Source organism: Pseudoxanthomonas daejeonensis, from assembly GCF_010093205.1.
In the GTDB taxonomy this organism is placed as follows: domain Bacteria; phylum Pseudomonadota; class Gammaproteobacteria; order Xanthomonadales; family Xanthomonadaceae; genus Pseudoxanthomonas; species Pseudoxanthomonas daejeonensis.
This window is the reverse complement of sequence record NZ_PDWN01000005.1, coordinates 64954-91777: the sequence shown is the minus strand read 5'-3', so window position 1 is coordinate 91777 and position 26824 is coordinate 64954. Positions and strand designations below refer to the sequence as shown.

General features: G+C 69.5%; 24 protein-coding genes, 1 tRNA gene and 1 riboswitch. Of the genes, 12 read left to right on the top strand and 13 right to left on the bottom strand.

Going from position 1 to position 26824, the window contains the following annotated elements; translation table 11 throughout:
* The first annotated feature begins 63 nt into the window (after positions 1 to 63).
* The gene (locus CSC65_RS06535) at positions 64 to 1569 is read left to right on the top strand and encodes an alanine/glycine:cation symporter family protein (protein WP_425501315.1); all 1506 of its coding nucleotides are present in this window, start codon (positions 64 to 66) and stop codon (positions 1567 to 1569) included.
* A gap of 1 nt (position 1570) precedes the next feature.
* A complete protein-coding gene (locus CSC65_RS06530; RefSeq protein WP_162409657.1) occupies positions 1571 to 2515 on the top strand; it encodes a TrmH family RNA methyltransferase in 945 nt (314 codons plus the stop codon).
* 138 nt (positions 2516 to 2653) lie between these two features.
* On the opposite strand, the gene CSC65_RS06525 is transcribed toward CSC65_RS06530, so the two are convergent.
* The 5 genes from CSC65_RS06525 to CSC65_RS06505 form a co-directional block, all read right to left on the bottom strand.
* Positions 2654 to 4681, bottom strand: coding sequence for a glycoside hydrolase family 97 protein (locus CSC65_RS06525; RefSeq protein WP_162409655.1), 2028 nt, complete (start codon positions 4679 to 4681; stop codon positions 2654 to 2656).
* A 107-nt stretch (positions 4682 to 4788) separates the two neighbouring features.
* Positions 4789 to 6204, bottom strand: a complete 1416-nt coding sequence (locus tag CSC65_RS06520) for a M28 family peptidase (RefSeq protein WP_162409653.1) — start codon at positions 6202 to 6204, stop codon at positions 4789 to 4791.
* Positions 6205 to 6291: 87 nt separating this feature from the next.
* A complete protein-coding gene (gene mscL / locus CSC65_RS06515) occupies positions 6292 to 6696 on the bottom strand; it encodes a large-conductance mechanosensitive channel protein MscL (protein ID WP_162409651.1) in 405 nt (134 codons plus the stop codon).
* Between the two features lie 72 nt (positions 6697 to 6768).
* Entirely contained in the window at positions 6769 to 7476 is a 708-nt protein-coding gene (locus tag CSC65_RS06510) for a fumarylacetoacetate hydrolase family protein (RefSeq protein ID WP_238390309.1), read from the bottom strand.
* A 76-nt stretch (positions 7477 to 7552) separates the two neighbouring features.
* Positions 7553 to 7834 carry a hypothetical protein gene (locus CSC65_RS06505; protein ID WP_162409647.1) on the bottom strand — a complete coding sequence of 94 codons (282 nt, stop codon included), beginning with the start codon at positions 7832 to 7834 and terminating at the stop codon, positions 7553 to 7555.
* A gap of 64 nt (positions 7835 to 7898) precedes the next feature.
* Between CSC65_RS06505 and CSC65_RS06500 the strand changes: the two genes are divergently transcribed.
* Entirely contained in the window at positions 7899 to 8255 is a 357-nt protein-coding gene (locus tag CSC65_RS06500) for a Rieske (2Fe-2S) protein (protein WP_162409645.1), read from the top strand.
* A gap of 14 nt (positions 8256 to 8269) precedes the next feature.
* Here CSC65_RS06500 and CSC65_RS06495 read toward each other — a convergent pair whose 3' ends face one another.
* The 4 genes from CSC65_RS06495 to thiS all read right to left on the bottom strand — a co-directional run bounded on the left by CSC65_RS06495 (position 8270) and on the right by thiS (position 12260).
* Positions 8270 to 10129, bottom strand: coding sequence for an SLC13 family permease (locus CSC65_RS06495; protein WP_162409643.1), 1860 nt, complete (start codon positions 10127 to 10129; stop codon positions 8270 to 8272).
* A 95-nt stretch (positions 10130 to 10224) separates the two neighbouring features.
* On the bottom strand, positions 10225 to 11016 hold the full coding sequence (gene trmB / locus CSC65_RS06490) for a tRNA (guanosine(46)-N7)-methyltransferase TrmB (RefSeq protein WP_162409641.1): 792 nt from the start codon (positions 11014 to 11016) through the stop codon (positions 10225 to 10227).
* 1 nt (position 11017) lies between these two features.
* Positions 11018 to 11812 carry a thiazole synthase gene (locus CSC65_RS06485; RefSeq protein ID WP_162409639.1) on the bottom strand — a complete coding sequence of 265 codons (795 nt, stop codon included), beginning with the start codon at positions 11810 to 11812 and terminating at the stop codon, positions 11018 to 11020.
* A gap of 247 nt (positions 11813 to 12059) precedes the next feature.
* Positions 12060 to 12260 (bottom strand): sulfur carrier protein ThiS, encoded by a 201-nt coding sequence (gene thiS / locus CSC65_RS06480; protein WP_162409637.1) that lies wholly within the window; start codon positions 12258 to 12260, stop codon positions 12060 to 12062.
* Positions 12261 to 12404: 144 nt separating this feature from the next.
* On the opposite strand from thiS, the gene CSC65_RS06475 reads away from it, so the two are divergent.
* From CSC65_RS06475 to CSC65_RS06450, 6 genes are all read left to right on the top strand, one after another.
* On the top strand, positions 12405 to 14195 hold the full coding sequence (locus CSC65_RS06475; protein ID WP_162409635.1) for an autotransporter outer membrane beta-barrel domain-containing protein: 1791 nt from the start codon (positions 12405 to 12407) through the stop codon (positions 14193 to 14195).
* A gap of 89 nt (positions 14196 to 14284) precedes the next feature.
* Positions 14285 to 14358: transfer RNA gene (locus tag CSC65_RS06470), tRNA-Gly, on the top strand.
* Positions 14359 to 14431: 73 nt separating this feature from the next.
* Positions 14432 to 15301, top strand: coding sequence for a 30S ribosomal protein S6--L-glutamate ligase (gene rimK / locus CSC65_RS06465; protein ID WP_162409633.1), 870 nt, complete (start codon positions 14432 to 14434; stop codon positions 15299 to 15301).
* Positions 15302 to 15615: 314 nt separating this feature from the next.
* Positions 15616 to 16104: a hypothetical protein gene (locus tag CSC65_RS06460; RefSeq protein WP_162409631.1), complete on the top strand. Its 489-nt coding sequence runs from the start codon at positions 15616 to 15618 to the stop codon at positions 16102 to 16104.
* 9 nt (positions 16105 to 16113) lie between these two features.
* On the top strand, positions 16114 to 16797 hold the full coding sequence (locus tag CSC65_RS06455) for a response regulator transcription factor (protein WP_162409629.1): 684 nt from the start codon (positions 16114 to 16116) through the stop codon (positions 16795 to 16797).
* Positions 16784 to 18151 carry a sensor histidine kinase gene (locus tag CSC65_RS06450; RefSeq protein ID WP_162409627.1) on the top strand — a complete coding sequence of 456 codons (1368 nt, stop codon included), beginning with the start codon at positions 16784 to 16786 and terminating at the stop codon, positions 18149 to 18151. Before CSC65_RS06455 ends, CSC65_RS06450 begins: the two co-directional genes overlap by 14 nt.
* A gap of 74 nt (positions 18152 to 18225) precedes the next feature.
* Here the strand turns inward: CSC65_RS06450 and CSC65_RS06445 are convergent, their stop codons facing one another.
* The 3 genes from CSC65_RS06445 to metF form a co-directional block, all read right to left on the bottom strand.
* The gene (locus CSC65_RS06445; RefSeq protein ID WP_162409625.1) at positions 18226 to 19137 is read right to left on the bottom strand and encodes a branched-chain amino acid transaminase; all 912 of its coding nucleotides are present in this window, start codon (positions 19135 to 19137) and stop codon (positions 18226 to 18228) included.
* Positions 19138 to 19208: 71 nt separating this feature from the next.
* A complete protein-coding gene (locus CSC65_RS06440; RefSeq protein WP_162409623.1) occupies positions 19209 to 19919 on the bottom strand; it encodes a hypothetical protein in 711 nt (236 codons plus the stop codon).
* A 44-nt stretch (positions 19920 to 19963) separates the two neighbouring features.
* A complete protein-coding gene (gene metF, locus CSC65_RS06435) occupies positions 19964 to 20785 on the bottom strand; it encodes a methylenetetrahydrofolate reductase [NAD(P)H] (protein ID WP_162409621.1) in 822 nt (273 codons plus the stop codon).
* A gap of 141 nt (positions 20786 to 20926) precedes the next feature.
* On the opposite strand from metF, the gene CSC65_RS06430 reads away from it, so the two are divergent.
* On the top strand, positions 20927 to 21484 hold the full coding sequence (locus tag CSC65_RS06430) for a DUF3228 family protein (RefSeq protein WP_162409619.1): 558 nt from the start codon (positions 20927 to 20929) through the stop codon (positions 21482 to 21484).
* Between the two features lie 208 nt (positions 21485 to 21692).
* The gene (locus tag CSC65_RS06425; RefSeq protein ID WP_162409617.1) at positions 21693 to 22427 is read left to right on the top strand and encodes a hypothetical protein; all 735 of its coding nucleotides are present in this window, start codon (positions 21693 to 21695) and stop codon (positions 22425 to 22427) included.
* Between the two features lie 82 nt (positions 22428 to 22509).
* On the opposite strand, the gene ahcY is transcribed toward CSC65_RS06425, so the two are convergent.
* A complete protein-coding gene (gene ahcY, locus CSC65_RS06420; protein ID WP_162409615.1) occupies positions 22510 to 23955 on the bottom strand; it encodes an adenosylhomocysteinase in 1446 nt (481 codons plus the stop codon).
* 36 nt (positions 23956 to 23991) lie between these two features.
* A riboswitch (S-adenosyl-L-homocysteine riboswitch) is annotated at positions 23992 to 24118 on the bottom strand.
* Between the two features lie 138 nt (positions 24119 to 24256).
* Here ahcY and CSC65_RS06415 point away from each other — a divergent pair.
* Positions 24257 to 26809 carry a prolyl oligopeptidase family serine peptidase gene (locus tag CSC65_RS06415; RefSeq protein WP_162409613.1) on the top strand — a complete coding sequence of 851 codons (2553 nt, stop codon included), beginning with the start codon at positions 24257 to 24259 and terminating at the stop codon, positions 26807 to 26809.
* Positions 26810 to 26824: the final 15 nt, after the last annotated feature.

Genomic DNA, 26824 nt, shown 5'->3' with positions numbered 1-26824 from the left:
TTCAGGCACCGGGCGGCGTTGCACGCCACCCTCCCTTTCCCGCGACACGACGGCCGGAGACCCATGCCCGTGGAAGCCTTTTTTGTCTGGTTGAACGGCATCATCTGGAGCAACGTGCTGATCGCGCTGTGCCTGGGCGCCGGCCTGTGGTTCTCGTTCCGCACCCGTTTCATGCAGGTGCGCGGTTTCGCCGAGATGTGCCGGCTGACGGTGTCCGGGCAGAAGTCCGAGGCTGGCGTGTCCTCGTTCCAGGCGCTGGCCATCTCCATGGCCGGGCGCATGGGCATCGGCAACATCGCCGGCGTGGCCACCGCGATCGCCTATGGCGGCCCGGGCGCGGTGTTCTGGATGTGGGTGATGGGCTTCCTCGGCGCCTCGACTTCGTACATCGAGTGCACCCTGGCCCAGATCTACAAGGAGAAGGACGCCGAGGGGCGCTACCGCGGCGGGCCGGCCTACTACATCGAGAAGGCCATGGGCCTGAAGTGGTACGCGGTGGCGTTCGCCATCGCCACCGTGGTCGCCGCGGGCCTGCTGCTGCCAGGCGTGCAGGCCAATGCCATTGCCGACAGCGCCACCAACGTGCTGTGCGGCATCGACGGCTGCACGGCGGTCGGCGGGACCGGCGCGATGAAGCTGTGGATCGGCCTGGGCGTGGCCGCGATGCTGGCGGTCATCATTTTCGGCGGCATCAAGCGCATCGCCACCTTCGCCGAGGTCGTGGTCCCGTTCATGGCCCTGGCCTTCATCCTGATGGCGGTGATCGTGATGGTCGCCAACGCCGACAAGGTGCCGGCGATGTTCGCCGACATCTTCTCCAGCGCGTTCGGCGGGCACGCCGCGTTCGGCGCGATCGTGGGGCAGGCGGTGGCCTGGGGCGTCAAGCGCGGCATCTACGCCAACGAAGCCGGCCAGGGCACCGGCCCGCACGCCGCCGCGGCCGCCGAGGTCTCGCACCCGGCCAAGCAGGGCTACGTGCAGGCATTCGCGATCTACTTCGACACCATGCTGGTGTGCACCTCGACCGCGTTCCTGCTGCTGTCCACGGGCATGTACAACACCTTCAAGACGGTCACCCAGGACGGCAAGGAAACCCTGGTGGAGATCTTCAGCGGCGTGCCGGGCGTGCAGCCTTCGGAAGGCGCGCAGTTCACCCAGGCGGCCGTGGAATCGGTGCTGCCCGGCTGGGGCGCGGGCTTCGTGGCGCTGGCGCTTTTCTTCTTCGCCTTCACCACGATCATGGCCTATTACTACATGGCCGAAACCAACCTCACCTACCTGGCTGGCGTGAAGAAGACCCACCCGCTGGCCACGCTGCTGCTGCGGCTGGGCATCGTGGGCATGGTGGTGTTCGGCGCGTACCACAACGCGGCCATGGCCTGGACCCTGGGCGACATCGGCGTGGGCCTGATGGCGTGGCTGAACATCGTCGCCATCCTGATCCTGCAGAAGCCGGCTTTGCTGGCGCTGCGCGACTACGAGCGGCAGAAGAAGCTGGGCCTGGACCCGACCTTCGATCCGGAGGCGCTGGGCATCCGCAACGCCGGCTTCTGGAACAGGCGCGGCTGACATGGCCGGCCCCTGGGACAACCGTCCGCCGCGCCGGCCTGCGCCGCCGCGCGGACCGCGTGGGCCGGACGATCGTGCCGGGCCGTCGTCGAACCCGCGGCTATCGGCCGCAGCTGTGCCTGCGCCGACGCGCGATGCGCCGGTGCATGCGACGGCAGGAGCGGGCGAACCGGCGCACGGTGCGCACGAGCGCGGCGGCAGCGGACATGCGACGCGCCGCGAGGAGCTCCGGCTCTACGGACTCAACGCGGTGCAGGCAGTGTTCGACCGCCGGCCCGAGGCGATCCGCAAGGTCTATCTGGCGCAGTCGCGCATCCACGCGCTCAAGCCTTTGCTGGCCTGGTGCGTGAAGCACCGGGTCGGCTACCGCGTGGTGGAGGAGGAAGACCTCGACCGCCTCGCGGCCAGCTCGCACCACGAGGGCGTGGTCGCCGACGTGCAGCGGATCGAGCCATTGCCGCTGGAGGCCTGGTTGCGCGGCCTGGCGCCCGGTGCGCCGGCACTGGCGATCTGGCTGGACGGCGTCGGCAATCCGCACAACTTCGGCGCGATCCTGCGTTCGGCCGCGCATTTCGGGGCGGCGGTATTGCTGCCGGCGCGCTCGCCGCTGGCGCTTTCAGGCGCGGCCGCGCGCGTGGCCGAAGGCGGCGCCGAGGCGGTCACCCTGGTGCGGTTGCCCGATGCCGCTGCGGCCTTCGCGCCACTGCGTGCGGCCGGATTCGCGATGGCGGCCACCCTGGTGCGCGGGGGCGACGACCTGTTCGGCGCGCGCCTTCCGCAGCGGCTGGTCTACGTGATGGGGGCCGAGGGCGAAGGCATGGATCCCGCACTGGCCGCCGCCTGCGAGTTGCGCCTGTCGATCCCCGGCACCGGAGCGGTGGAGAGCCTCAACGTGGCCGCCGCCACGGCGGTGTTCCTGTCACGGTGGGCGGCCCGTTCTATCTAGGCCGTTGCGTGCGGGCGCCGGCGTGGGCGCCACCCGGACCGCTTGCGCATGCGCGAGGTACTGGCCGCCGCGACGTTGCGATCGCGGTCGGGCACACGCCTGCAATCCGCTGCAGTCCCGTGGGGCGGGCGTGAAACCTCAGCGTGCGCTGCCGGCGATCCGCGGCGCGGGTGGCGCCAGATGCACCGCCGCGCCGCCCCCGCCGGACAGCTCCAGCTTCAGCGTGCGGTTGGCCGCATCGATGCGTCGCTCCTCGCGCCGCACGTCGGTCGCCGCGGCGCCGTCGCGCCACAGCGTGGCCTGGTAGTCGGCGGCGGGCAGGAAGTCCAGCGGCACTTCGAGCGTGCGCGGGGACTCATTGGTCATCGCGCCGATGTACCAGTCGCGGCCACTGCGTCGTGCCACCACGATGTACTCGCCGATCTCCCCGGCCAGCACGCGCGTCTCGTCCCAGGTCGCCGGCACGATCGACAGGAAGTCTGCACCGGGCGCCAGGCCGCCAGCTTCGCCCACGTATACGTCAGGGCTGTCGGCCACCATCTGCAGCGCGCTTTCGTAGACCACGAACATCGCCAGCTGGTGCGCGCGCGTGCCCATGACCTGCGGGCCGGTGAACGACTTCTGGAATTGCGCCGGGGCGACGTTGCGGAAACCGCCGGGGGTGTAGTCCATCGGACCCAGCAGCATGCGGGTGAACGGCAGGGTCACGTTGTGCGTGGGCGTGATGCGCCGGCTCCACTTGTTGTATTCCGCGCCGAGCACGCCTTCCTGGGTGAGGAAGTTCGGCCAGGTGCGGTTGAGGCCGGTCGGGCGGTACGCGCCATGCAGGTCGAGCATCAGCCGGTGTTCGGCGGCGCTGGCCATCATGCGGTGGAAGAACTCGACCATCTCCTGGTCGTCGCGGTCCATGAAGTCGATCTTGACGCCCTGGATGCCCATGTCGCGATAGGCCGCGAACACCGCGTCCATGCGCGGCTGCAGCGATTTCCAGTGCGCCCAGACCCAGATGCCCACGCCGCGCTCGCGCGCGTATTCGACCATCGCGGGCAGGTCCAGCTGCGGCACCGGGCGGAGGATGTCGGCGTCCGGGTTGTAGGCGCCGTTGCCGAGGCTGCCCACGTACCAGCCGTCGTCGATCAGCATGTACTCCAGCTTCAGTGCCGCGGCGTGGTCGATGTAGCGCTTGATGGTCGCGGTGTTCATGCCGGGGTCGGGCACATCCGGGGCCAGGCCGCCGGACCACCAGTCCCAGGCGGTCTTGCCCGGGCGGATCCAGGACGTGTCCTTGATCGGCGTGGGTGGATTGAGGCTGGAGATGAGGTTGGATTCGACCAGCGCACCGGGACTGTCGCCAAGCATCAGGACGCGCCAGGGGGTCAGGTGGCCACCAGCGGCGACGTCGGCGCGCGGCAGGCGCACCGCGATACCGCGCTCGTCCAGGCGCGGCGACAGGCGCGCTTCCACGCCCAGGCGTCCATCGCCGCGGCCGCTGAGGTACAGGCCGGCGAAACGGTCCAGGTCCGCTTCGGCGATTGCGAAGCTGGCTTCGCCGTCGCCGCTCCGGCAGACCAGCGGCAGTTCGATCAGATGCATCGGCCGCAGCTTGGAGGCGGCGAACCGGTCGTACTCGCCTTCGTGGCTGGTGCCGAAGGTGCCGAGGTTGAGCATCCAGCACGCGTAGTCGCGCGGAAACAGGAAACCGGTCAGGTCTTCCTTCACCACCAGGTCGCCCCTGGCCGGCAACGGCACGCGGTAGCGAAGCGCGATGCCATCGTCGTAGGCACGCAGGATCACGCCAAGCCTGCGGCCGCCGGCGTCGGCCAGGTCCACTTCCATCTGCCGGTAATGGTCGCGCACCTGGCTGGCCTTGCCGGCGACCAGCGCGTAGGTGCTGTCGTGGCTGCCATAGCGCACGTCGACGACGCGCAGCCCGCGATCGAGGCGGTCATCCGGTCCGAGCTGCAGGCCCAGCGGCGAGGGCAGCAGCACCTGCGTGCCGTTCCACTCCACCGAGTACAAGGCCTGGCCTTCGCCATCCAGCGACAGCGCGACTGTGGCCTGGCCCCCGGGTGACTGCAGCTGCAGTGGCGCGGCGGTTGCCGCTTCGCCCCGCGGAGCGAAAGCCAGCATGGCGACGATCATCACGAGAGCACGGCTTCCAGGCATTCCGGTATCCCCTCCAGGACAGGTCCCGGAGGTTAAACGCAGATGCGCGTCGTGTCTGGAATACCAGGGCGGCGCAGGTGGCATATGCGGCCTGCGCGCGTTACGGGTCAGGGCGCCTTCGTCTCCGCCTTCACCGTGCTGCCGAAATCGCCCTCGGCTTCGGCGGCGAGATACGCGAACACTGCATAGGCGGCTACGTTCTGCGCCAGTGCCGCCGGATCGATCTTGTCGAGGGTGTCGTCGGCGGTGTGGTGCAGGTCGAAGTAGTCGCTGCCGTCCTGCGCCAGCCAGGCCCACGTCGTGCCCTTGGCCGAAAGCGGGCCGATGTCGGGGCCAGCGCCGCCCTTGCCGGGTGCGTACTCGATGCCCAGCGGCGCCAGCGCTTCGGCGATCTTCTGCGTCGCCGCGCGCGCATGTTCCGGTGCGCCGGTGTTGAAGGCGTAGATGCGGCCCGCGCCGAAATCGCTCTCGGCGGCAAGCTGGTGGCGGGCAGCGTCGGCCGCATGCGCCGCCGCGTATGCCTTGCCGCCATGCAGGCCCTGTTCCTCGTTGGCGAAGGCGACCACGCGGATGCTGCGCGCCGGGCGCCTGGGCATCTGCGCGATGAGCTTCGCCGCGGCCATGGTGATGCCGATGCCGGCCGCGTCGTCGATCGCGCCCGTGCCCAGGTCCCAGGAGTCCAGGTGGCCGCCGATCAGTACGACTTCCTTCGGCTTGCTGCGCCCGGTCATTTCGCCGATGACATTCTGCGAGGTGTATTCGCCGTCCCAGCCCGCGTCGATCGCCAGGCGGACCTTGACCGGGCCGCGCGCGGCCAGGCGCGCGAGCTGGTCGGCATCGGGAATGCTCAGGGCGGCCGACGGCACCGGCGTCAGTCCCGCGTCATAACGGGTGATGCCGGTGTGCGGCACGCGGTGGTTGTCGGTGCCGGCCGAGCGCATCAGGAAACCGGTGGCGCCCTTGCGGATCGCCGCCGACGGACCCCTGGAGCGCACCGCGCTGCCCTTGCCGTAGCCGCTGCCATCGCGCGACGCCGGCATCTGGTAATCCACGAACGCGATCCTGCCAGCCAGCGAACCCTCTGCCGCCGCTTCCAGCGCGGCCAGGTCGGCGAAGCGCACGACCTCGCCCTCGACGGTGCCGCCGGGGCTTCCGCCCAGGGCGGTGATCGCCAGCGGCTGTGCATGCGGACCCAGCACCGCTGCGCTCTCGCTGCGCCGCTCCCATTTCGGGAAGGTCACCGGTTCGGTCCAGACCTTGTCGAAGCCCAGCTCGCGGAACTTGGCCTTGGCCCATTCCACCGCGCGCGCGTCCGCTTCGCTGCCGGCCAGGCGCGGACCGACTTCGGTGGTCAGCGACTCGGTGATCTTCCAGCCGGTGTCGTCGGCCAGGGCGCGCTCGCGCAGCTGCGCGGCCTGCTCCAGTGCCCTGGCGGGAATGCGGGTTTCGCTGGCGGCGTCCGCGGAACCGGCGAAGAACAGGGCAAGGGCCAGCGGGGCGGCGGCACGCAGGGCAGGGCGCATACGGACTCCAGGAGACAATCCGTCGAGCCTAGCAAACAGGGGCGGCGCGCTCCCGTGCGCATGGTCACGGGAGCGGCAGGGCCGGGCTCAGCGCTTGAGCGAGTCGCGGATCTCGCGCAGCAGCAGCACCTCGTCGGTCGGGCCCGGCGGCGGCGGGGCTTCGCGGCGCGAAATGCGGTTGATCGCCTTGACCACCATGAAGATGGCGAAGGCCACGATGACGAACTGGACGATCGCGTTGAGGAATTCGCCGACGCCGATGCCCACCGCCGGTACCACGTTGCCCGCGGCATCCACGCTGGCTTCCTTCAGCACCCACACCCATTTGGAGAAGTCGACCCCGCCCAGCAGCAGGCCGATCGGAGGCATGATCACCTTCTCCACCAGCGCGGTGACGATCTTGCCGAACGCGGCGCCGATGACCACGCCCACGGCGAGGTCGATCACGTTGCCGCGCATGGCAAATTCCTTGAACTCGCTCAACATGCCCATGCCTGTCTCCTGGTGTGCGGCACCCGGCGCGGGTGCGGTCGTAAGCCTAACCCGGCCACGGTCGCCGGTGGTTCAGTCGATCCTGCCACGCAGCGTGGCGATGCCATCCAGCGATGCCTCGAAACCGTCGCCCGGCTGCAACGCGGCCACGCCGGCCGGCGTGCCCATGAACACCAGGTCGCCTGCGCGCAGCGCATAGAGTTTCGACAGCTCGTGCAGGATGTCCGCAACATCCCAGATCAGGTCCGTCAGTGGCGCCTGCTGGCGCAGTTCGCCGTTCACGCGCAGCGACAGCGAGCGCGTGTCGATGTCGCCGGCCTCGGCGGCGGGGACCAGTGGGCCGATGGGCGCCGAATGATCGAAACCCTTGGCCGTATCCCAGGGCAGGCCCTTGGCCTTGGCCGCGGCCTGCAGGTCGCGCCGGGTCAGGTCCAGGCCGACGGTGTAGCCGAACACCAGCGCCGGTGCCTGCTCCAGCGGCAGTACGCCGGCAGGCGCGTCGCGGCCGATCGCCACCACCAGTTCGACTTCGTGGTGCAGGTCGGAAGTGCCGCTGGGATAGGGCACGACCTCGTCGATGACGATGGCATCGGCCGGCTTCATGAAGAACACCGGCACGCCGCGTTCGGCCTTCGATGCCGGTGCGGTGGCGCCCATCTCGCGGGCGTGGTCGGCGAAGTTGCGGCCGACGCAATAGATGCGCCGCACGGGAAAGCTGCCGCCCCCACGCACCGGGACGCGCGGTACGTCGGGAGCACGGATCACGTCGGTGGGGTGCAGGTCGGTGGGGTGCGCGTCTGTCACGGTTCGGCCCGGATTGTTGGGGCCTTGCAGTCTACGCGGCGCGGCGCGGAGGTCAGCGCGGCGCGGGCAGCTCGGACTTGCGCACGACGCGGTACTCCGCATCGACGACCTGGGTCGGGGAGGCCGGGCGCGCCGGGCTACGGCGCAGCAGTCGCCAGGCCAGTCCGACGGCAAGCATCGCCGCGCCGACGAACAGGCCGAAGAACACCAGCATTGCAAGCAGTACCAGGCCGACCACGCCCAGCACGGCGCGCAGCAGCGGCGTGCGCGGCTTGCGCGGGGAGAAGAACGCGTTGAGGTGGGCGGAGTCGAAGCGGAAAGAACGGGCGTGCATGCGATTTCACGTGCCAGAATGACGGCCAGTGCGAAGTATCGGCGTGTGCGTCGGCGAGGTTGTGATGGGTTCGTTAAATGTTGAACCACTGCTCAGTCTTGACGGGCTGGCCGATGGGGCGCTGGTCGAGGCCGAAGCGAGGCTGGGCGACGATTCCGAGTCCCTGGTCATCCATCGCCAGGGCGATGTCGTGCGCGCCTGGCTGAATGTGTGCCCACATGCCGGCCGGCGCCTGGACTGGGCGCCCGGCCAGTTCCTGAAGAGTCGCGAGGGACTGCTGGTCTGTGCCGCGCACGGCGCATCGTTCGAGCTCGAAGGCGGCCAGTGCGTGGCGGGGCCCTGCCGCGGCGATGCATTGCGCGCTGTGGCGGTGGAGGTGCGCGAGGGCCAGGTCTGGCTTGTGGGTGCCGCGGACGCCTGATCAGGCGATGGCGTTCAACGCGCGCCCCAGAACATCAGGTTGACCACGGTCACCGCGACCACGGTATAGATCAGCGACAGCGGCGCGCCGACACGCCATAGTTCCCGTGCCGAATAGTTGGCCGGGCCGGTGATCATCGACATCACCGGATTGGACGCGGTCATCAGGTTGTTGGAGGCCGACAGCGCGGCGATCAGCGCGAACGCGGTGGGATTGCCGCCCACCGCCAGGGCCAGGTTGATCGCGATGGGGACCATCACGATGGTCGCGCCGACATGGCTGATCACCAGCGAGAACGCGGTGGTCAATATCGCCAGCACGATCTGCAGCGCCCAGGGCGGCATCCCGTCGGGCAACTTGTCCAGGGTGTGGCCGGCGACCCAGGCGGCCGCACCGCTGCTGTCCATCGCCCAGCCCAGCGGGATCAGGCCGGCGGTGAGGAACACCGTCTTCCAGTTGATCGCTGCGTAGGCCTCGTCCATCTTCAGGACGCCCGCCAGCAGCATGCCGGCCACGCCGGTCATCAAGGTCAGCGCCACCGGCAGCTTCCCGGTCAGCGCGATGACGATGGTGATCGCGAAGATCCCCATCGCCAGCTTGAACTTGTGCGGGCGCTGCTCGCCCTTGGGGTAGTCGGTGACCACGGCGAAGTCGCGGCTTTCCGCCGCGCGCGCCAGGTCCTGCCAGATGCTGTGGAACACCAGCATGTCGCCGGCGCGCAACGTGGTCGAGCGCACGTCGTCGCGGATCACCTGCTTGTCGCGGTTGATCGCCAGCAGGCTGATGCCTGCCTGCTGGCGCAGGCGCAGCTCGCGCGCGCTCTTGCCGATGAAGCGCGAGGTCGGCGGCACCACCGCCTCGGAAATGCCCGCGCGCGCCGGATTGAACAGGTCGCCCAGGTTGCGCAGGCGCGAGGACATGCGCAGGAAGTGGTTCTGGGCGAAATCGTGGACCTGCTGGCGCGGGCCCATCACGCCCAGCACGCTGCCGACCCAGATGCGCATGTCCGCCGGCGGTGCCAGGCGCGTGTCGTTGCCGGATTTCAGCGCCAGCAGCAGCGGCGCGTCGTGCATCGACTCGGCCTCGGCCACCGACATGCCCACCAGCGGGCTCTCGGCGCTGACCACCAGCTCGAACACGTCGCCCTCGATGCCGTAGGTGCGGGCGAAGTAGCTTTCGGTGCGCGCCGGGGTGACGTTCTCGCCGCCGCCATCCTCCAGTTCGGCCAGTTTGCGGTTGCCGTAGAAGCGGAAGTACAGCAGCGAGGCGGCGAGCAGGACCACGCCCACGGGCGCGGGTGCGAACATCGGCAGCTGCTCGAGCGTGGCCATGCCCGAGGGCAGGTTGTTGTTGGCCGAGACCAGCAGGTCGTTGAGCAGGATCAGCGGCGAGTTGCCGACCATGGTCAGGGCCGCGCCCATGACGATGGCCGCCGCCAGTGGCAGCAGCAGCCGCGACATCGCCAGGCCGCTGCGCGAGGACAGCCGCGCGGCCACCGGCAGGTACAGCGCCATGACCGACGGGTTCTGCATGAAGGACGAATTGAGGCCCGCGATCAGCGTGGTCAGGGTCAGCAGCCGCTGTTCCTTGCCATGGCCGCGCCGCAGCAGCCAGCCGGCCAGCCGGTTGAGCGCGCCGGTGCGATCGAGCCCGGCGCCCAGGATCATGGTGGCCATGATGCTCATCACCGCGTTGCCGGAGAAGCCGCTGAAGATCTCCTCCGGCGGGATCAGGCCGGTGATGCCCAGGATGACCAGCACCACCAGCGCGACCAGGTCGGCGCGGATGCGCTCGAACAGGAACATGGCCATCGTGAACCCGACCAGCCCGAGCACCAGGCGCATGTCGTTGGTCAGGGTCAGGCCGGATTCCATTGCGCGCCGGTGTCCTTAGGGCGAAGCGGTGGCGGTGCGGTACGCGCGGCCGGCGGGTGCGGTCGAGCCTGGTCGGAGTTCGGGCGGCGCGGTGGTCATCGTGCTGGCGAGTCTAGCGCCGGCGCGCCGGCGTGATCCTCGATCCGGTCACGTTCGATGCGGTCGTACAGCAGGTCCCACACGCCGTGGCCGAGTTTCTCGCCGCGTCGCTGGAAGTGGGTTTCCGGCCGCCAGTCCGGACGCGGCACGTGGCCGCGCGGGCCGGCACGGTTGGCCAGCCCCGGGGTGGCGTCGAGCACGTCCCACATCTGCTCGGCGTAGTCGCGCCAGTCGGTGGCTGCATGCAGGCGGCCGCCGGGACGCAGCTTGCGCACCAGCAGCGCGGCGAACTCCGGCTGGACCAGGCGGCGCTTGTTGTGGCGCTTCTTGTGCCACGGGTCGGGGAAGTAGATCCGGACCTCGTCGAGCGAACCGTCGGCGATCTCGTTCTGCAGCACCTCGACCGCATCGTGGTGGTAGAGGCGGACGTGCCCGCTGTCGTCGTCGGCCAGTGCGTTGAGCAGGCGGCCGACGCCCGGGGCATGTACTTCCAGGCCGATGTAGTCGCGCGACGGGTCCTGGCGCGCGGCGAAACGCAGCGCCTCGCCGTTGCCAAAACCAATTTCCAGCACCTTCGGCGCTGTGCGACCGAATACCGCATCCAGGTCGCGCGGCGTGCCGGTGTAGTCGAGGCCGAAGCGCGGCCAGCGGTCTTCGAACGCGCGCTGCTGGGCAGGGGTGAAGCGGCCCTGGCGAAGCACGAAACTGCGGATCTCGCGGCGGCCGTCGCCGGGGGTGTAGGGCTTGGGCGGGGCCTTGGCGCCGTCGCTGCTGAAGGGGTCGGTCATGTCAGCCGATCAAGCCGTCGATCGGCGAGGATGCGCTGGCGTAGCGCTTGCGCGGGATACGGCCGGCAAGGAACGCGTCGCGCCCGGCCTCGACCGCCTTGCGCATGGCGCCGGCCATCAGCACCGGGTCGCGCGCGCCGGCGATGGCGGTGTTCATCAGCACGCCGTCGCAGCCCAGTTCCATCGCGATCGCCGCATCGGAGGCGGTGCCCACGCCGGCGTCGACGATGATCGGCACCTTGGCGTTCTCGATGATCTCCAGCAGCGTGTAGCGGTTCTGGATGCCCAGGCCAGAGCCAATGGGCGCGGCCAGCGGCATCACCGCGCAGCAGCCGATCTGTTCGAGCTGCCGGGCCAGGATCGGGTCGTCGCTGGTGTAGACCATGACGTCGAAACCGTCGGCAACGAGCAGCTCGGCGGCCTTGAGCGTCTGCACCACGTCCGGGTACAGCGTGCGCTGGTCGCCGAGCACCTCGAGCTTGACCAGCGTATGGCCGTCGAGCAGTTCGCGCGCCAGCCGGCAGGTGCGCACCGCGTCTTCGGCGGTGTAGCAGCCGGCGGTGTTGGGCAGGATGGTGTAGCGGTCCGGCGGCAGGACGTCGAGCAGGTTGGGCTCGCCGGGGTTCTGGCCGATGTTGGTCCGGCGTATCGCCAGGGTGACGATCTCCGCGGCCGCGGCTTCGGTGGCGCGACGGGTCTCGTCGAGGTCCTTGAACTTGCCGGTGCCGGTCAGCAGGCGCGAGTGGTAGGTCCGGCCAGCGATGACCAGCGGATCATGTGCGGGGGTGTTTTCCATCGCGCGATTATGGACCGGTGGCGCCGTGGCCGGAACCGCCCGTGCATGCTTTGCCTGCGGATCCGTCCGGGTGACGGCATGCGAGGGCACGAGCGGGTGTTGCGGCCATGCGAGCGACGACCCGGCGCCGCGCCATCATGACTGCAGCCGCAGTCGGGCTGCTGCGCGTTGGAACGTGCCCCGGCCTGGAGCTTTCGCGCCGGCGGGTGTGACCAGGGCGCGTTCGCGCCGCGGAATTTCCCGGCGACTAGCCGCCGCCGAGCGCGTGCACGATCTCGACCCGGTTGCCGGGCTCCAGCACCCGTGCCTCGTGCGCGCCACGCGGAACGATGTCGCCGTCGACCTCGACCGCGACCCGGCGCCCGGCCAGGCCCTCGGCCTGCAGCAGCCCCGCCACCGTCGTGCCGGGCGGAAGGGTGCGCGGCTCCCCGTTCAATGCGATGTCCATGGCCCATTGTCGCATCGCCCGCTCGCGGCATGCCGCAGCGCAGCGTGTGTGCCGGCCCGCTTGGGCGGACGATTGACCATTCGCAGCCGTACGCTGTAATGCCTTGCCCGCCCGGGCCTACCCAGATCCACAACAGGAGACTCCATGTCCGCTCCCCGTCCGCTCCGCTCGACGCTCGCCGTTGCCCTGGCCCTGGCGGCCGCTCCGGCCCTGGCGGGAGAGTTCGAAGGCGCCGTGTTCTTCGGTGACAGCCTCACCGATTCGGGCCACTTCCAGAACCAGCTGCCGGCCAACGTGCGCCCGATCACCGGCAAGTTCACCACCAACCCGGCCTGGGTCTGGGCCGAGTACCTGGCCGACCGCTACGACGGCAACGGCTTCACCGACAACCAGGGCGGCGACAATTACGCCCAGGGCGGTTCGCGGGTCACGGTGCAGAACGGCGCGGCCGAGTCGACGGTGTCGCAGGTCGGGCGCTACCTGGCCGCCAACGGCGGCAAGGCCAACCCCGACACCCTCTACACGGTGTGGACCGGCGCCAACGACCTGTTCGCGGTCGCCGCCGGCGCGCCGCCGCAGGCGACCCTCGCCACCGCGGTGGGCGGCGTCGTCCAGATCGTGGGCACGCTCGACGCTGCAGGCGCGCGCTACATTCTGGTTCCGAGCCTGCCGGACATGGGCATCACTCCAAACGCCATCGCTGCCGGCCCGGTGGCGCAGGCGACGCTGACCCAGCTGGCCACGACCTACAACACCTCCATGTACGGCGCACTGTCGCAGGCCGGCTACCGGGTGATCCCGCTGGACACCTTCAGCATGCTGCGCGAAGTGGTCGCCAGCCCGGTGACGTACGGCATGCGCAACGTCACCCAGACCGCCTGCCTTCCTCCGTCCGGCAGCTCGCTGACCTGCAACCCGTCCTCGCTGGTGGCGCCCGACGCGGCCAGTACCTACCTGTTCGCCGATGGCGTGCATCCCAGCGGCGCCGCGCACGCGATCCTGGCCGATTACGCCATCTCCGTACTTGAGGGCCCTCAACTGATCGGCGTCCTGCCGCACTCGGCCAAGGTCATCGGCCGCAGCCGCGCCGACCAGGTCGCCTACCACCTGCCGGAGGCGCCGGCCGGCCTGCGCTGGTGGGGCGGCGTGCGCGCCGACACCCAGCGCTACGACCATGCGGACCTCTACGACGGCATGGCCCCGGCCGGCCTGTTCGGCCTGGACTGGGCCAACGGCAACGGCATCGTCGCCGGCGGCTTCCTCGGCTATGGCCGCATGGATGCCGACTTCGGCGGCAACCGCGGCGACTTCGAGCAGACCGATGCGACCTTCGGCGGCTTCCTTGGCTGGTACGGCGGGCGCAGCTGGGTCAACGCCCAGGCCAGCTACACCAGCCTGGACTACGACGTGACCCGCGACGTGCGCATGGGCCCGTCGATGCGCCGCCACAACGGTTCGACCGATGGCAGCAATACCGCGTTCGGCGTCAACGGCGGCTACGACTTCGGCGAGGGCGCGCTGCGCCATGGGCCGGTCGCCGGCCTGCTGTGGCAGAAGGTCGAGGTGGACGGCTTCAGCGAGGACAACCTGTCCTCCACCGCCCTGGCCTATTCGGACCAGACCCTGGACTCGCTGGTCGGCAGCCTCGGCTGGCAGGTGCGCTACGACGCCGGCAGCTGGACGCCTTACCTGCGCGCCACCTGGGACCATGAATTCGAGGATGCGCAGGAGGAGGTCTTCGCCCGCCTGCAGACCCTGCCCGACCAGGAGTACGCAGTGCCGGGCGTGGACTTCGATGGCGACTTCGGCACCGTGGTGCTGGGCGCGCGCTTCGGCCTGTTCGGGCTGGACGCCGATGCGGGCGTGCGCGCCAGCGCCGGCCAGGATGGCGGCAGCGACAGCGGCGTGTTCCTCAGCCTGGGCGGCAGTTTCTGATCCACCACAGCGGCCGGGTGCGCACCCCGCGTGCGTACCCGGCTGGCGTTGCACGGGCGCCCCGCGGGCGCATAGACTGCCGGTCATCCGCGGGTGTAGTTCAATGGTAGAACTGCAGCTTCCCAAGCTGCTAGCGTGGGTTCGATTCCCATCACCCGCTCCACACATGCCGATAGCGCCGCGGACAGATCCGCGGCGTTTCGCGTCCCAAAGGCATCGTTCACGGTGACGCGCCGATGAAGCTGGCGATCCTTTCCCGCAACGCCTCGCTGTATTCCACCCGCCGGCTGGTGGAAGCCGCGCGCGCGCGCCACCACAGCGTGCGCGTGCTGGATCCCCTGCGCTGTTACATGCGCATCGCGCCCGGCGGTTTCTCGATGCGCTACAAGGGCCGGCCGGTGACGGGCTACGACGTGGTGATCCCGCGGATCGGCACCTCGATCACCCGCTACGCCACCGCGGTGCTGCGCCAGTTCGAACTGATGGGCAGCTGGACGCCCAATCCGCCCGACGCGATCCTGCGAGCCCGCGACAAGCTGCGTACGCACCAGTTGCTGGCCGCGCAGGGGATCGGGTTGCCGACCACGGTGTTCGGCGACAACCCGGACGACACTGTCGACCTGCTCTCGCTGCTCGGGCCGCCACCGCACGTGGTCAAGCTCAACGAGGGCACCCAGGGCGCGGGAGTGATGCTGACCGAGAAGACCTCGGCCTCGCGCGCGGTGGTGGAGACCCTGCGCGGGCTTTACGCCAGCTTCCTGGTCCAGGAGTTCGTGGCCGAGGCCAATGGCGCCGACCTGCGCTGCTTCGTGGTCGGCGACCGGGTGGTGGCGGCGATGCGCCGGCAGGCGGCCGAGGGCGAATTCCGCTCGAACCTGCACCGGGGCGGCGAGGGCTTCCCGGCTGAAGCCAGCGCCGAGGAGCAGGCGGTGGCCGTGCGCTCGGCGCAGGCACTGGGGCTGGGCGTGGCCGGCGTCGACCTGATCCGTTCGACACGGGGTCCGCTGGTCCTGGAGGTCAACTCGACCCCGGGCCTGGAGGGGGTCGAGGGGGCCTGCAAGGTGGACGTAGCCGGGGCCATCATCGACTACGTGTCTTCGAGATAATTCCTTTTATATCAGCAACATATGTTAATTGACGTGTGTTGCCCCGGTCGTTGGGGCCTGCGCTTTAACACGGCTTTAATCGATTCCGGCTTAGGCTCCGTCGGACCGCAGCTCCATCGTCAGCCAGGGAACCAAGGTCCCCCGGTCGTCAATACGAGATACGGTAATCGGGGCAATCCTTTGGCCCAGGCGGTCTCCCCAGCCTGGGCCTTTTTGTATCCGTCCGCCGCCGTTTGCCCGGTTCCCGATCGGCAGGCAGAATCGGAATACGCCCGCGTCCTGGCGATTCCCAATCCCTCTCGTTGCGAGGTCCCATGTACAAGCTGCTCATGCTTTCCGCTCTCGCCCTGGCGCCGCTCGTGGCCAGTGCCAACATCCAGTCCCAGGGCGACGCGTTCTCGCCGGAGAAGGGGCTCGACCTGAGCAGCTCGTTCGAAGCCCAGCGCACCGCCATCGTGACCGCACTGGGCGACGGCAAGACCTACGCCGAGATCTCCCCCGACGACCGGCAGCGCGTGACTTCCTCGCTCAACCGCATCTCCGGCCTGCTCGGCGACGTGCAGAGCGTGAACCAGCTGCCGGCAGCGACCAAGGTCGAAGTGTTCAACGAGCAGGAGCTGGTCAACACGCTGCTGACCCAGGCCCGCGAGGACAGCCGCCTGGTGTGCACCCGCGAGAAGAAGGTCGGTTCCCACCGCGCCACCAACAGCTGCATGACCGTGGCCGAGCGCCGGCGCGCCCGCGAGGAAACCGAGCAGCAGCTCTCGAAGATGCGCCGCGTGCAGATGCCGGCCGCCAACTGAGTGTCTTCCATGCGCATCCTCGTCATCGAAGACAACAGCGACATCGCGGCCAACCTCGGTGATTACCTCGAGGACCGTGGCCATACCGTGGATTTCGCCGCCGATGGCGTGACCGGCCTGCACCTGGCCGTGGTGCATGACTTCGACGCGATCGTGCTGGACCTGAACCTGCCGGGCATGGATGGCATCGAGGTCTGCCGCAAGCTGCGCAACGAAGCCCGCAAGCAGACCCCGGTGCTGATGCTCACCGCCCGCGACAGCCTGGAGAACAAGCTCGCCGGCTTCGACTCCGGCGCCGACGACTACCTGATCAAGCCGTTCGCGCTGCAGGAAGTGGAGGTCCGGCTCAACGCGCTGTCGCGCCGCGGCAAGGGCGTGCAGACGCGCGTGCTCAATACCGGCGACGTGGAGTACAACCTCGACACCCTCGAGGTCCGGCGCGAGGGCAGGTTGCTGCAACTCAACCCGACCGCGCTGAAAATCCTGCAGGCGCTGATGGAGGCCTCGCCGGCGGTGGTCACCCGCCAGGAACTGGAGACCCGGGTCTGGGGCGAGGAGTTGCCCGATTCCGATTCCTTGCGCGTGCACATCCACGGCCTGCGCGCGGTGATCGACAAGCCGTTCCCCGTTCCCTACATCCAGACCAGGCACGGCATCGGCTACCGCATCGCGGCTCCCGATGGCGGCACCTGACGGGACCGCGCCGGCGACCCGCAGCCCACGGCGCTTCCGCCGGCGGCTGCGCACCCGCATCATCCTTTCGTTCCTGCTGCTGGGCACCGGCCTGACGGCACTGTTCGCGTTCCTGACCGACTACTCGCGCCAGCGGGTCGAGAGCGAGCTGGTCGAGGAGGTGATGAACACCAACATCGACGAGTTCGCGCGCCGGTTCTACGTCGATCCCAGCCGCAACCCGGACCTGCCGGTGCAGCAGATGCGCGGCCGGGTGGTGAAGCGGGCCGACTTCGAGCAGCTGCGGGTCATGCAGCCGGACTGGTACGAGCTGCCCGACGGCATCCACAGCATCACCGGCCGCGACGACAACGGCGACCCGTTCGCCTACAAGCTCGCCGTCCGCAAGACCCCGAACGAGTGGTTCTTCCTCGCCTACGACATGACCCAGAGCATGCGCGGCGAGGCGCAGCTCAAGCGCGCGCTGTACGTCTCGATCCTGCTGTTCAGCGCGCTGTCGCTGGTAATCGGGTGGTGGTCGGCCTCGAGGGTGATGAGGCCGGTAACCGAACTGGCGGCGCGGCTGCGTGCCTATCGCGGCAGCAGCCACCCGCGCCGTCTGGCGACGCACTTCCCCGAGGACGAAGTCGGCCAGCTGGCCGAGGCGCTGGACGACTATTCCTTGCGGCTGACCGAAGTGGTCCAGCGCGACCGCGAATTCAATGCCGACGTCAGCCACGAGCTGCGCACGCCGCTGGCGGTGATCAAGGGCGCGGTCGAACTGCTGCTGTCGCGGCCGGAGCTGGACGAGCGCACCCGCGCGCGCCTGCAACGCATCCAGCGTGCCGAGCAGCAGTGCACCGACCTGATCGGCTCGCTGCTGCTGCTGTCGCGCAACGAGCGCGGCCAGGGCAGCAGCGACGTGGCCAAGGTCGCCGAGCAGCTGCTGGAATCGCATCGTGCCCAGCTGGGCGGCAAGCCGCTGGAGCTGCGCATCGAAGGCGAGCCGGGCTTGGTGATCGAGGCGCCGGAGGCCGCATTGTCGGTGGCGCTGGGCAACCTGATCGGCAACGCGGTCAAGTACACGCCGCAAGGCGAGGTCGTGGTCTGCCTGCTGGCGGATGGGGTGCAGGTGGTCGATACCGGGCCGGGCCTGAGCGAGGAGGACGCGGCGCGGCTGTTCCAGCGCGGCTATCGCGGTACGCACGCCGGGCATTCGCAGGGGGCCGGCATCGGCCTGTCCATCGTCGGCCGGTTGTGCGACCTGTATGGCTGGGACGTGAGCGTCCGGCCACGCCATGATGGCAACCATGGCGTGGTGGCCACGTTGTCGTTCAGCGGCGCTGCGCCGGTGGAGACGGGTACCGCCGGGTGATGCAAATCATGGCGCGCGGGCGGCGACGGGTTCGGCCCCGTCCAGGCGCCGGCTCCGCCGCACACGCTCGCGCCTCAGACGTACTCCAGCCAGCCACGCGTGTCGGCCGTGCTGCCATCGAACAGGCCGAAGAACAGCTGTTGCAGTCGCCGGGTCACCGGGCCGGGGACCCCATCACCGACCGGCTTCCCGTCGACCGAACGCAGCGGCGTGATCTCCGCGGCGGTTCCGCACATCAGCAGCTCGTCGCACAGGTACAGGTACTCGCGCGGGATGTCGCGCTCGACCACCTCGATCCCGGCGTCGCGGGCGAGCTTCACGATCGAATCGCGGGTGATCCCGCTCAGGATCGAAGCGCTGGCCGGCGTGGTGTGCAGGGCGCCGTCGAACACCAGGAACAGGTTCTCGCCCGCGCCTTCGCTGAGCAGCCCGGTGGATGCGAGCGCGATGCCTTCGCCGTATCCGTGGCGGCGCGCCTCGCGCGTCACCAGTTGCCCGGACAGGTAGTTGCCGCCGGCCTTGGCGCCGGCGGGGACCGTGTTGGGCGCGAATCGCTGCCAGCTGGAGACGCACGCGTCGATGCCCTGTTCCAGCGCCTCGGCGCCGAGGTAGCGGCCGAAATCCAGCGCGGCGACCGCCACGTCGATCGGCGTCTCGGCGGCGAGGCCGATGCTGCCGGCGCCGCGGAATGCGACCGGGCGCAGGTAGGCGCTGCGCAGGCCGTTGGCCGCCACGATGTCACGGCACGCGGCGTCGATCTGCCCGGGCGTGTACGGAATGACGATGTCGTAGATCCTGGCCGACTTGAACAGCCGCCGGGTGTGGTCGCCAAGGCGGAAGATCGCCGGCCCCTTGGGGGTGTCGTAGGCGCGCAGTCCCTCGAACACGGATGAGCCGTAGTGGATCGCGTGCGCCATCACGTGGGTGGTCGCCTCGGCCCAGGGCTTGATCGTTCCGTTGTGCCAGATCTTCTCGGGGAACTGCATGGGCCTGCTCCGCACGGGTACAGGGCCATTCTGCCCCAGGCCGCGACGGTGCGCGGGATGCGGGGATCGGCCTAGAGCGTGAGCCAGAAGCAGCCGTAGCTGCGGCGCAGGCCGAATACCGTGTGCGATGGCGTGGCGCGGCCGGCGAGGGTCTGTTCGACGCGCAGGCCGACCGGGCGCGGTCGTGCGGGTGGCAGGGGCGCGCGTACCGTTGCGGTCGCGGCGCCGGCAATGCCCGCGGCTTCGACATCCGGAGGGTTGGCGGATCCCTCGCTGCTGGTCCAGCTGGGCATCCAGGCTTCGGGACCCGTCGACGCTGCACGGGCGTCCACCTCTGCACCTTCATCCCGCGCCACATTGTCCGGGGGCGGCGGTTCCGGCAGCGGCATGGCATCACTACTGGCGTAGACCGGGACGATGTCCACCAGCGGACGTTCGGCCATCGCCTCCAGGCGATCGAGCGTTCGCGAGGCCGAGGCGTCGGTTGCTCCGCTCCAGTCGTACACGCTGGCCAGGCGATTGACGTCGCGGTTCTGGATGGCCGCGCCGATCTCGCCGACCAGCTGGCTGAGCTGGCGCGGACAGCCGCCACGGAACAGCCGCGGCCCTTCGCCGGCCGCCGCTGGCGGAAGCCGGGAGATCGCGCCGATGTCGTCGCAGCGGCGGTCGGTGTAGACCGCGCGCCCGTCCGGCCCGATGCAGCGTTGCACCTGCTGCGCCCGCACCGTCGCCGGCGGCAGCGCCAGGCAGAGGCAGGCGAGGAACAGCAGAAGCCGGGGCATCGGCGCAGCCTAGCGGCGACGCGCGCCCACGGAAAGCAGTTCGGTCACAGACGCGACAGCACCGCTTCGGTCGGCTTTGCCAGGTTCAGCGTGTAGAAGTGCAGGCCCGGCGCCCCGCCGGCGACCAGGCGCCGGCACAGGTCGGCGACCACGTCCGCGCCGAACTCGCGGATCGCCTCAGCGTCGTCGCCGAAGGCCTGCATGCGTTTACCCACCCAGCGCGGAATCTCCGCGCCACAGGCTTCGGAAAAGCGACGCAGCTGGGTGAAGTTCGAGACCGGCATGATCCCGGGAATGATCGGGATGTCCACGCCCAGTCGGCGCACATCGTCGACGAAACGGAAATAGGCATCGGCGTTGTAGAAGTACTGGGTGATGGCCGCGTCTGCGCCGGCATCGACCTTGGCCTTGAAATGGTGCAGGTCCGTCAGCGCATTCTCGGCCTGCGGATGCGTTTCCGGGTAGGCGGCCACTTCGATGCGGAAGCGGTCGCCGTGCTCGGCCCGGATCAGTTCGACCAGTTCAGAGGCGTAGCGCAGGTCGCCCGCATGGCCCATGCCCGAGGGCAGGTCGCCGCGCAGGGCCACGATGCGCCGGCAGCCGATCGCGCGGTAAAGCTTGAGCAGCTCGCGGATCTCTTCGCGGTTGCCGCCGACGCAGGACAGGTGCGGCGCCGCCTCGAAGCCATGGTGCTGGCTGAGGTGGCGGACGGTTTCGGAGGTGTAGCTCAGGGTCGAACCGCCGGCGCCGAAGGTGCAGGACACATATTCGGGAGCGTGCGCCTTCAGCTTCGCCGCGGCGCGATCGAGCTGCGTGCGCTGCTCGTCGGTCTTGGGGGGGTAGAACTCGAAACTGACGTGGCTCATCGCGGCCTGGCTCGGTGGGTCGCGGCCATAATATCTCTTTATCGCGATGGATGTGAATATGTATTTCCGCCGCCTGGCCAGGTGGCGGCCGCCACGCGATGCGGCGGTTTACCCTGTCGCGCCTGCCCCACGAACTGACACATGTCGATCTTCCTCACCGATTTCGCCCGCACCCGCCTGTTTCCGCGCCAGCCGCGCGGCAACACCATCCAGGACTGCACCCCGGGGCAGTTCGAGCAGTACCTCAACGCGCACGCGCCGCTGGCGGTCCTGGACGGCTATGCGTCGTTCTGCAAGCTGCACGTCCACCGCAACTGGACCTCGACCCGCTGCCTGACCGTGCCGGTCACCGCCGGGAACCGGCACCTGTTGCGCTCGGCCTACGAGGCGCGCAGCCGCGACGAGCTGCCGGTGCTGGTGCGCTGGTTCGAGGGCGTGCAGCCGCCAGTGGCCGACTACCTGGTCGTCATCCTCTATGACCGCGACCAGCTGGCCCGGGAAGGCACGCCGATCGATGCCGACTGGGGCGTGGTCGGCTGCCTGTACACGATGGCGCCGGAGGAGATCCCGATGGCGCCGGTGACGATGATGCGCAACGCGCTGGGGGTAGGGGAGGGTGGTTCGGGTGTCCCGCTTGATCGGGAGGCCTACCGCCGCAGCGTGGCGTTCTGGGAAGCCAACGCCAACTGGCGGCCCTGACGACGCGCCGGCCCGTCATTCCAGAGCGGGTTCCGGTGGCCACCCGGCCGTCGCGACCGCGCGGAGCGGGCGGTGCGCAGCCGGCACGCTCAGGATTCCGGTGCCGGTGCCGATCTATGCCAAGTCCCCTTGACCGGACGCCGCTGCTGGACGGCGTGCACCGGTGCGGGCGGATGCGACTTTCCGTCCACTCTTTACTCTGGTGCACATGGGCACGCTCCCGATCATCCTGATGAGTGTGCTGGGCGGCTGGGCCGTCCTGGCGACCGTGCTGGCTGTCGCCTGGGGCCGGAACCTGCGCCACGAGCGCGGGGAGCACGAGGCGGAACAGGAACGCAACGCGCGCTACCGTGCCGCACTGCGACGACTGGAGGGGCGCGCGACGGAGACGGCCGCGCAGTTCGAAGCGCTCGAACGCGAGTACCTCGTGTTGCGACGCAGGCTCGAGGCCGAGGCCCCGGATACAGCGCCGGAGGAGCGGCCTTTCCCGATGGTGGTGATCGACACCCTCGACATTTCCGGCGAGATCGGCCTGCTTTTCGAGCACGTCGCGCGCGTGGCCACGGCCATCCGCGGCTACAGCGCCTTCACCCGCGGCCATAGCGGCCCCGAACCGCAGAAGGCGCGCTACGACCTGCTCTGGCTGGCGGACTGCCTGCATACCTTCGACCGGATCGGCCGCGCGCTGGCCGGCGGCAGCCAGCGATCGCTGGCGGTTGCCTGCGAGGAGCTGCTCAGCATGTACGACATGTATCCCCGCGATGGCTCCGGATACGACAGCCGCGACACGTTCCGGCGCCTGGCCGAGCGCGTGCCACTGGGTGCGGCGACGGAGGCGGTCCGTTCGATCGCGATGAAGGTCGCGGCGGCACCGGAGCGGGTCGACCGGAACCCGCCAGTGGTGGAGGTCGTGGCGCCAGCGCCGGTGGCTAGCGTCGGCTGAGGTCGTAACGGCGCGGCGCGCGAAACGGAAACGGGCGCCTTGCGGCGCCCGTTCCGTGTACGGCTGAAGGCCTGTACGCCGCTCAGTAGCGGTAATGCTCCGGCTTGTACGGGCCGTCGACCGCAACGCCGAGGTAGTCGGCCTGGTCCTTGGTCAGACGGGTCAGCTTCACACCGATCTTCTCCAGGTGCAGCCGCGCCACTTCCTCGTCCAGCTTCTTGGGCAGGCGGTACACGGTCTTCTCGTAGACGTCCTTGTTCGCCCACAGGTCGATCTGGGCCAGGGTCTGGTTGGAGAAGCTGTTGGACATCACGAACGACGGATGGCCCGTGGCGCAGCCCAGGTTCACCAGGCGGCCTTCGGCCAGCAGGAAGATGCTGTTGCCGTTGGAGAAGGTGAACTTGTCCACCTGGGGCTTGATGTTGGTCTTCACCGCACCGGACGCGTACAGCGCATCGACCTGGATCTCGTTGTCGAAGTGGCCGATGTTGCAGACGATGGCCTGGTCCTTCATCGCCTTCATGTGCTCGAGGGTGATGATGTCCTTGTTGCCGGTGGTGGTGACGTAGATGTCGGCGGTGCCGAGGCTGTCCTCGACCGGGGCGACCTCGAAGCCTTCCATCGCCGCCTGCAGGGCGCAGATCGGATCGATCTCGGTGACGATCACGCGGGCGCCGTAGGCACGCAGCGAATGCGCCGAGCCCTTGCCGACATCGCCGTAGCCGCAGACCACGGCGACCTTGCCGGCCAGCATCACGTCCATGGCGCGCTTGAGGCCGTCGGCCAGCGACTCGCGGCAGCCGTACAGGTTGTCGAACTTGGACTTGGTGACCGAGTCGTTGACGTTGATCGCCGGGATCAGCAGCTTGCCCTGCTCGGCAATCTGGTACAGGCGGTGCACGCCGGTGGTGGTCTCTTCGGAGACGCCCTTCCAGTCCTTGACCACGCGGGTCCAGTAGCCCGGGCGCTCGCCGGCCACGCGCTTGAGCAGGTTCTTGATCACCTGTTCCTCGTGCGAGCCCGATGCCGAGTTGACCCAGCTGTCATCGCCTTGTTCCAGCTCGTAGCCCTTGTGGATCAGCAGGGTCACGTCGCCGCCGTCGTCGACCACCAGCTCCGGCCCGGTCAGGGTGCCGTCGGCCAGGGTGAAGGTCAGCGCGTCCAGGGTGCAGTCCCAGTATTCCTCCAGCGACTCGCCCTTCCAGGCGAACACCGGGGTGCCCGACGCGGCGATCGCGGCGGCGGCATGGTCCTGGGTCGAGAAGATGTTGCACGACGCCCAGCGCACGTCGGCGCCGATGTCCTTCAGCGTCTCGATCAGCACGGCGGTCTGGATGGTCATGTGCAGCGAGCCGGTCACGCGCACGCCCTTGAGCGGCAGGTTGGCGGCGTGCTTGCGGCGGATGGACATCAGGCCCGGCATCTCGTGCTCGGCGATGTCGATCTCCTTGCGGCCCCAGTCGGCCAGGGAGATGTCGGCAACCTTGTAATCGCCTTCGGTGGAGAAGGTCTTGGGCAGTGCGTTCACGTGTGTGCTCCGGTTCAATGGCGAGAGGGATCTCGCATTCGCCGGGCGCCGTTGTCGCTTGGGATACCTTGCCGAGCCTGGCCACGGGTCGGAAGCGTGCACGTATCGTGCGGCTCCTGCGGAAGATCCCGCACGTCCCATGGTCGCAGCGCCCCTCGGCGGCGCGCGCATTATATCCGTCCATCCGGATCGATGGATGAACCGGGCACGGCGTCGCCGTTGCGGGACTTTCGCCACGGGTAGCCGTCTCAACGGGCGTGGTATCCAGTCAGGTCGTCCCAAGCCACCCCAGGAACTGCCGATGCCCGCACCCAAGACCTCCGACCCCGGCCGCCCCGTGGCGACCGCCGGTTCCGGCCGTCCGCGACCGTCCGCCCCCAGGGGCGCCCTGCCGGCGCTGGCCCTGGCGGCGCTGGCCTGGGCCTTGCCCGGCCCTTCGGCGGCCCAGGCCGGAGCGGAAGGGGCGTCGCGCTATCGCGAACCGGTCGCCGAGCTGCGTGCGATCGTGGACGCGCCCCGCGCCCCGCAGCTGACCCTCTCGCCGCGCCGCGACCTGGCCGCGCTGGTGCGGATGCCGGACCTGCCGGGGATCGATGTGGTCGCCCAGCCCGAACTGAAGCTGGCGGGCCTGCGCTTTCATCCGCGCGTCCACGCGCCGAGCCAGTTCACCTTCGGCAGCGAGCTGTGGCTGATGGATGTCGCCAGCGGCAGCGAGCGGCGGATCGCCGGATTGCCTGAGCCGCTGGGACTGGCCGGGCTGGCCTGGTCGCCGGACCAGCGCCATTTCGTCTTCAACCGGATCGACCGTGCGAGCGGGGCCAACGAGCTGTGGCTGGTCGACGTGGCCGCACTGCGCGCGCGCCGGCTGGTGGCCGGACTCAACACGGTCGCCGGCAGCGCCTACAGCTGGTTGCCGGACAGCCGCGGACTGCTGGTGCGGCTGCAGGCCGGCAGCCCTGGCCCGTTGCCGCCTGCCGATGCGGTGCCGACCGGCCCGAGCGTGCAGCAGACCGAAGCCGGTGCCGGGGTGCGTTCGATCCGCACGTTCCAGGACCTGCTGCGCAACGAGAACGATGCGCTGACCCTGGAGCACTACCTGGTGTCGCAGCCCGCGCGCGTGGACCTGCAGGGCAAGGTGGTGCGTGTCGGTGCGGCCGCGTTGTACACCTCGACCTCGCCTTCGCCCGATGGACGCTTCGTGCTGGCGCAAAGGATCGAGCGCCCGTTCTCCTACCTGGTTCCTTTGATGCGCTTCCCGCGCGTGGTCGAGGTGCTCGACGCTACTTCCGGTCGCAGCGTGCACACCGTCGCACGCCTGCCGCTGGTCGAAGGACTGCCGACCGGCAACGACGCGGTGCCCACGGGCGTCCGTTCGGTGGCCTGGCGCGCCGACGCGCCAGCCACGCTGGCCTGGGCCGAGGCCCAGGACGGCGGCGACCCGGCCCGCGAGGCGGCGGTGCGCGACGCGGTGTTCATGCAGGCCGCGCCGTTCTCGGCCGCGCCGGTGAAACTGGCCGCCCTGGGCTCGCGCTACGGCGGCATCACCTGGGGCCGGGGCGACCTGGCGCTGCTGGATGAAGCCTGGTGGAAGAATCGCCGCACGAAGACCTGGCGCATCGCGCCTGATGCGCCAGCCCAGGCCCCGCAACTGCTGGTGGACCGTTCTTTCGAGGATCGCTACGCCGATCCGGGTTCGGCGGCCACGCTGACCGACGCTGCGGGGCGGCAGCGCCTCCTGACCAGCGCCGACGGGGGCAGCCTGTTCCTGCTCGGCGAGGGCGCTTCGCCGGAGGGCGACCGTCCGTTCGTCGACCGCTACGACCTGGCCACCGGCAAGTCCGAGCGCCTGTTCCATTCGCAGGCGCCGTACTACGAGGCGCCGCAGGCGCTGCTGGACGATAGCGGCCTGCGCCTGCTGACCACGCGCGAATCGCCGGCCGAGCCCGGCAACTTCTACGTACGCGATGCCGGCGCGGCCGAACCGCTGCGCGCGCTGACCCGCTTTCCGCACCCCACGCCGCAGTTGCGCGACGTGCGCAAGGAGCAGATCCGCTACAAGCGCGCCGATGGCGTGGAACTGACCGGCACGCTGTATTTGCCGGCCGGCTACGACGCCGGGCGCGACGGCCCGTTGCCGGTGCTGATGTGGGCCTACCCGCAGGAATTCAAATCGGCGCAGGCCGCCAGCCAGGTCACCAACTCGCCGTACCGGTTCAACCGGATCAGCTACTGGGGGCCGCTGCCGTTCCTGGCCCGCGGTTTCGCGGTGCTCGACGATCCGTCGATGCCGATCGTGGGCGAGGGTGACGCCGAACCCAACGACACCTACATCGCCCAGCTGACTGCCAGCGCGCAGGCGGCGGTGGACGAGCTGGCCCGGCGTGGCGTCGGCGACCCGAAGCGGGTCGCGGTCGGCGGCCATTCGTATGGCGCCTTCATGACCGCGAACCTGCTTGCGCACACGCGCCTGTTCAAGGCCGGCATCGCCCGCAGTGGCGCCTACAACCGCACGCTCACGCCGTTTGGGTTCCAGTCCGAGGAGCGCAACTTCTGGCAGGCGCCGGAAACCTACCTGACGATGTCGCCGTTCAACCATGCCGACCGGATCAAGGACGCGCTGCTGCTGATCCACGGCGAGCAGGACAACAATTCGGGCACCTTCCCGATCCAGAGCGAGCGCATGTTCGCCGCGGTCAAGGGCCTGGGGGGCAATGCGCGGCTGGTGATGCTGCCCAACGAATCGCATGGCTACCGCGCCCGCGAATCGATCCTGCACATGCTGGCCGAGACGGACGACTGGTTGCAGGAATACGTGCGCAACGCCACGGCGGAGCGCGCGCAGGCGAAGAACTGACCTGGGGCGTGGCCT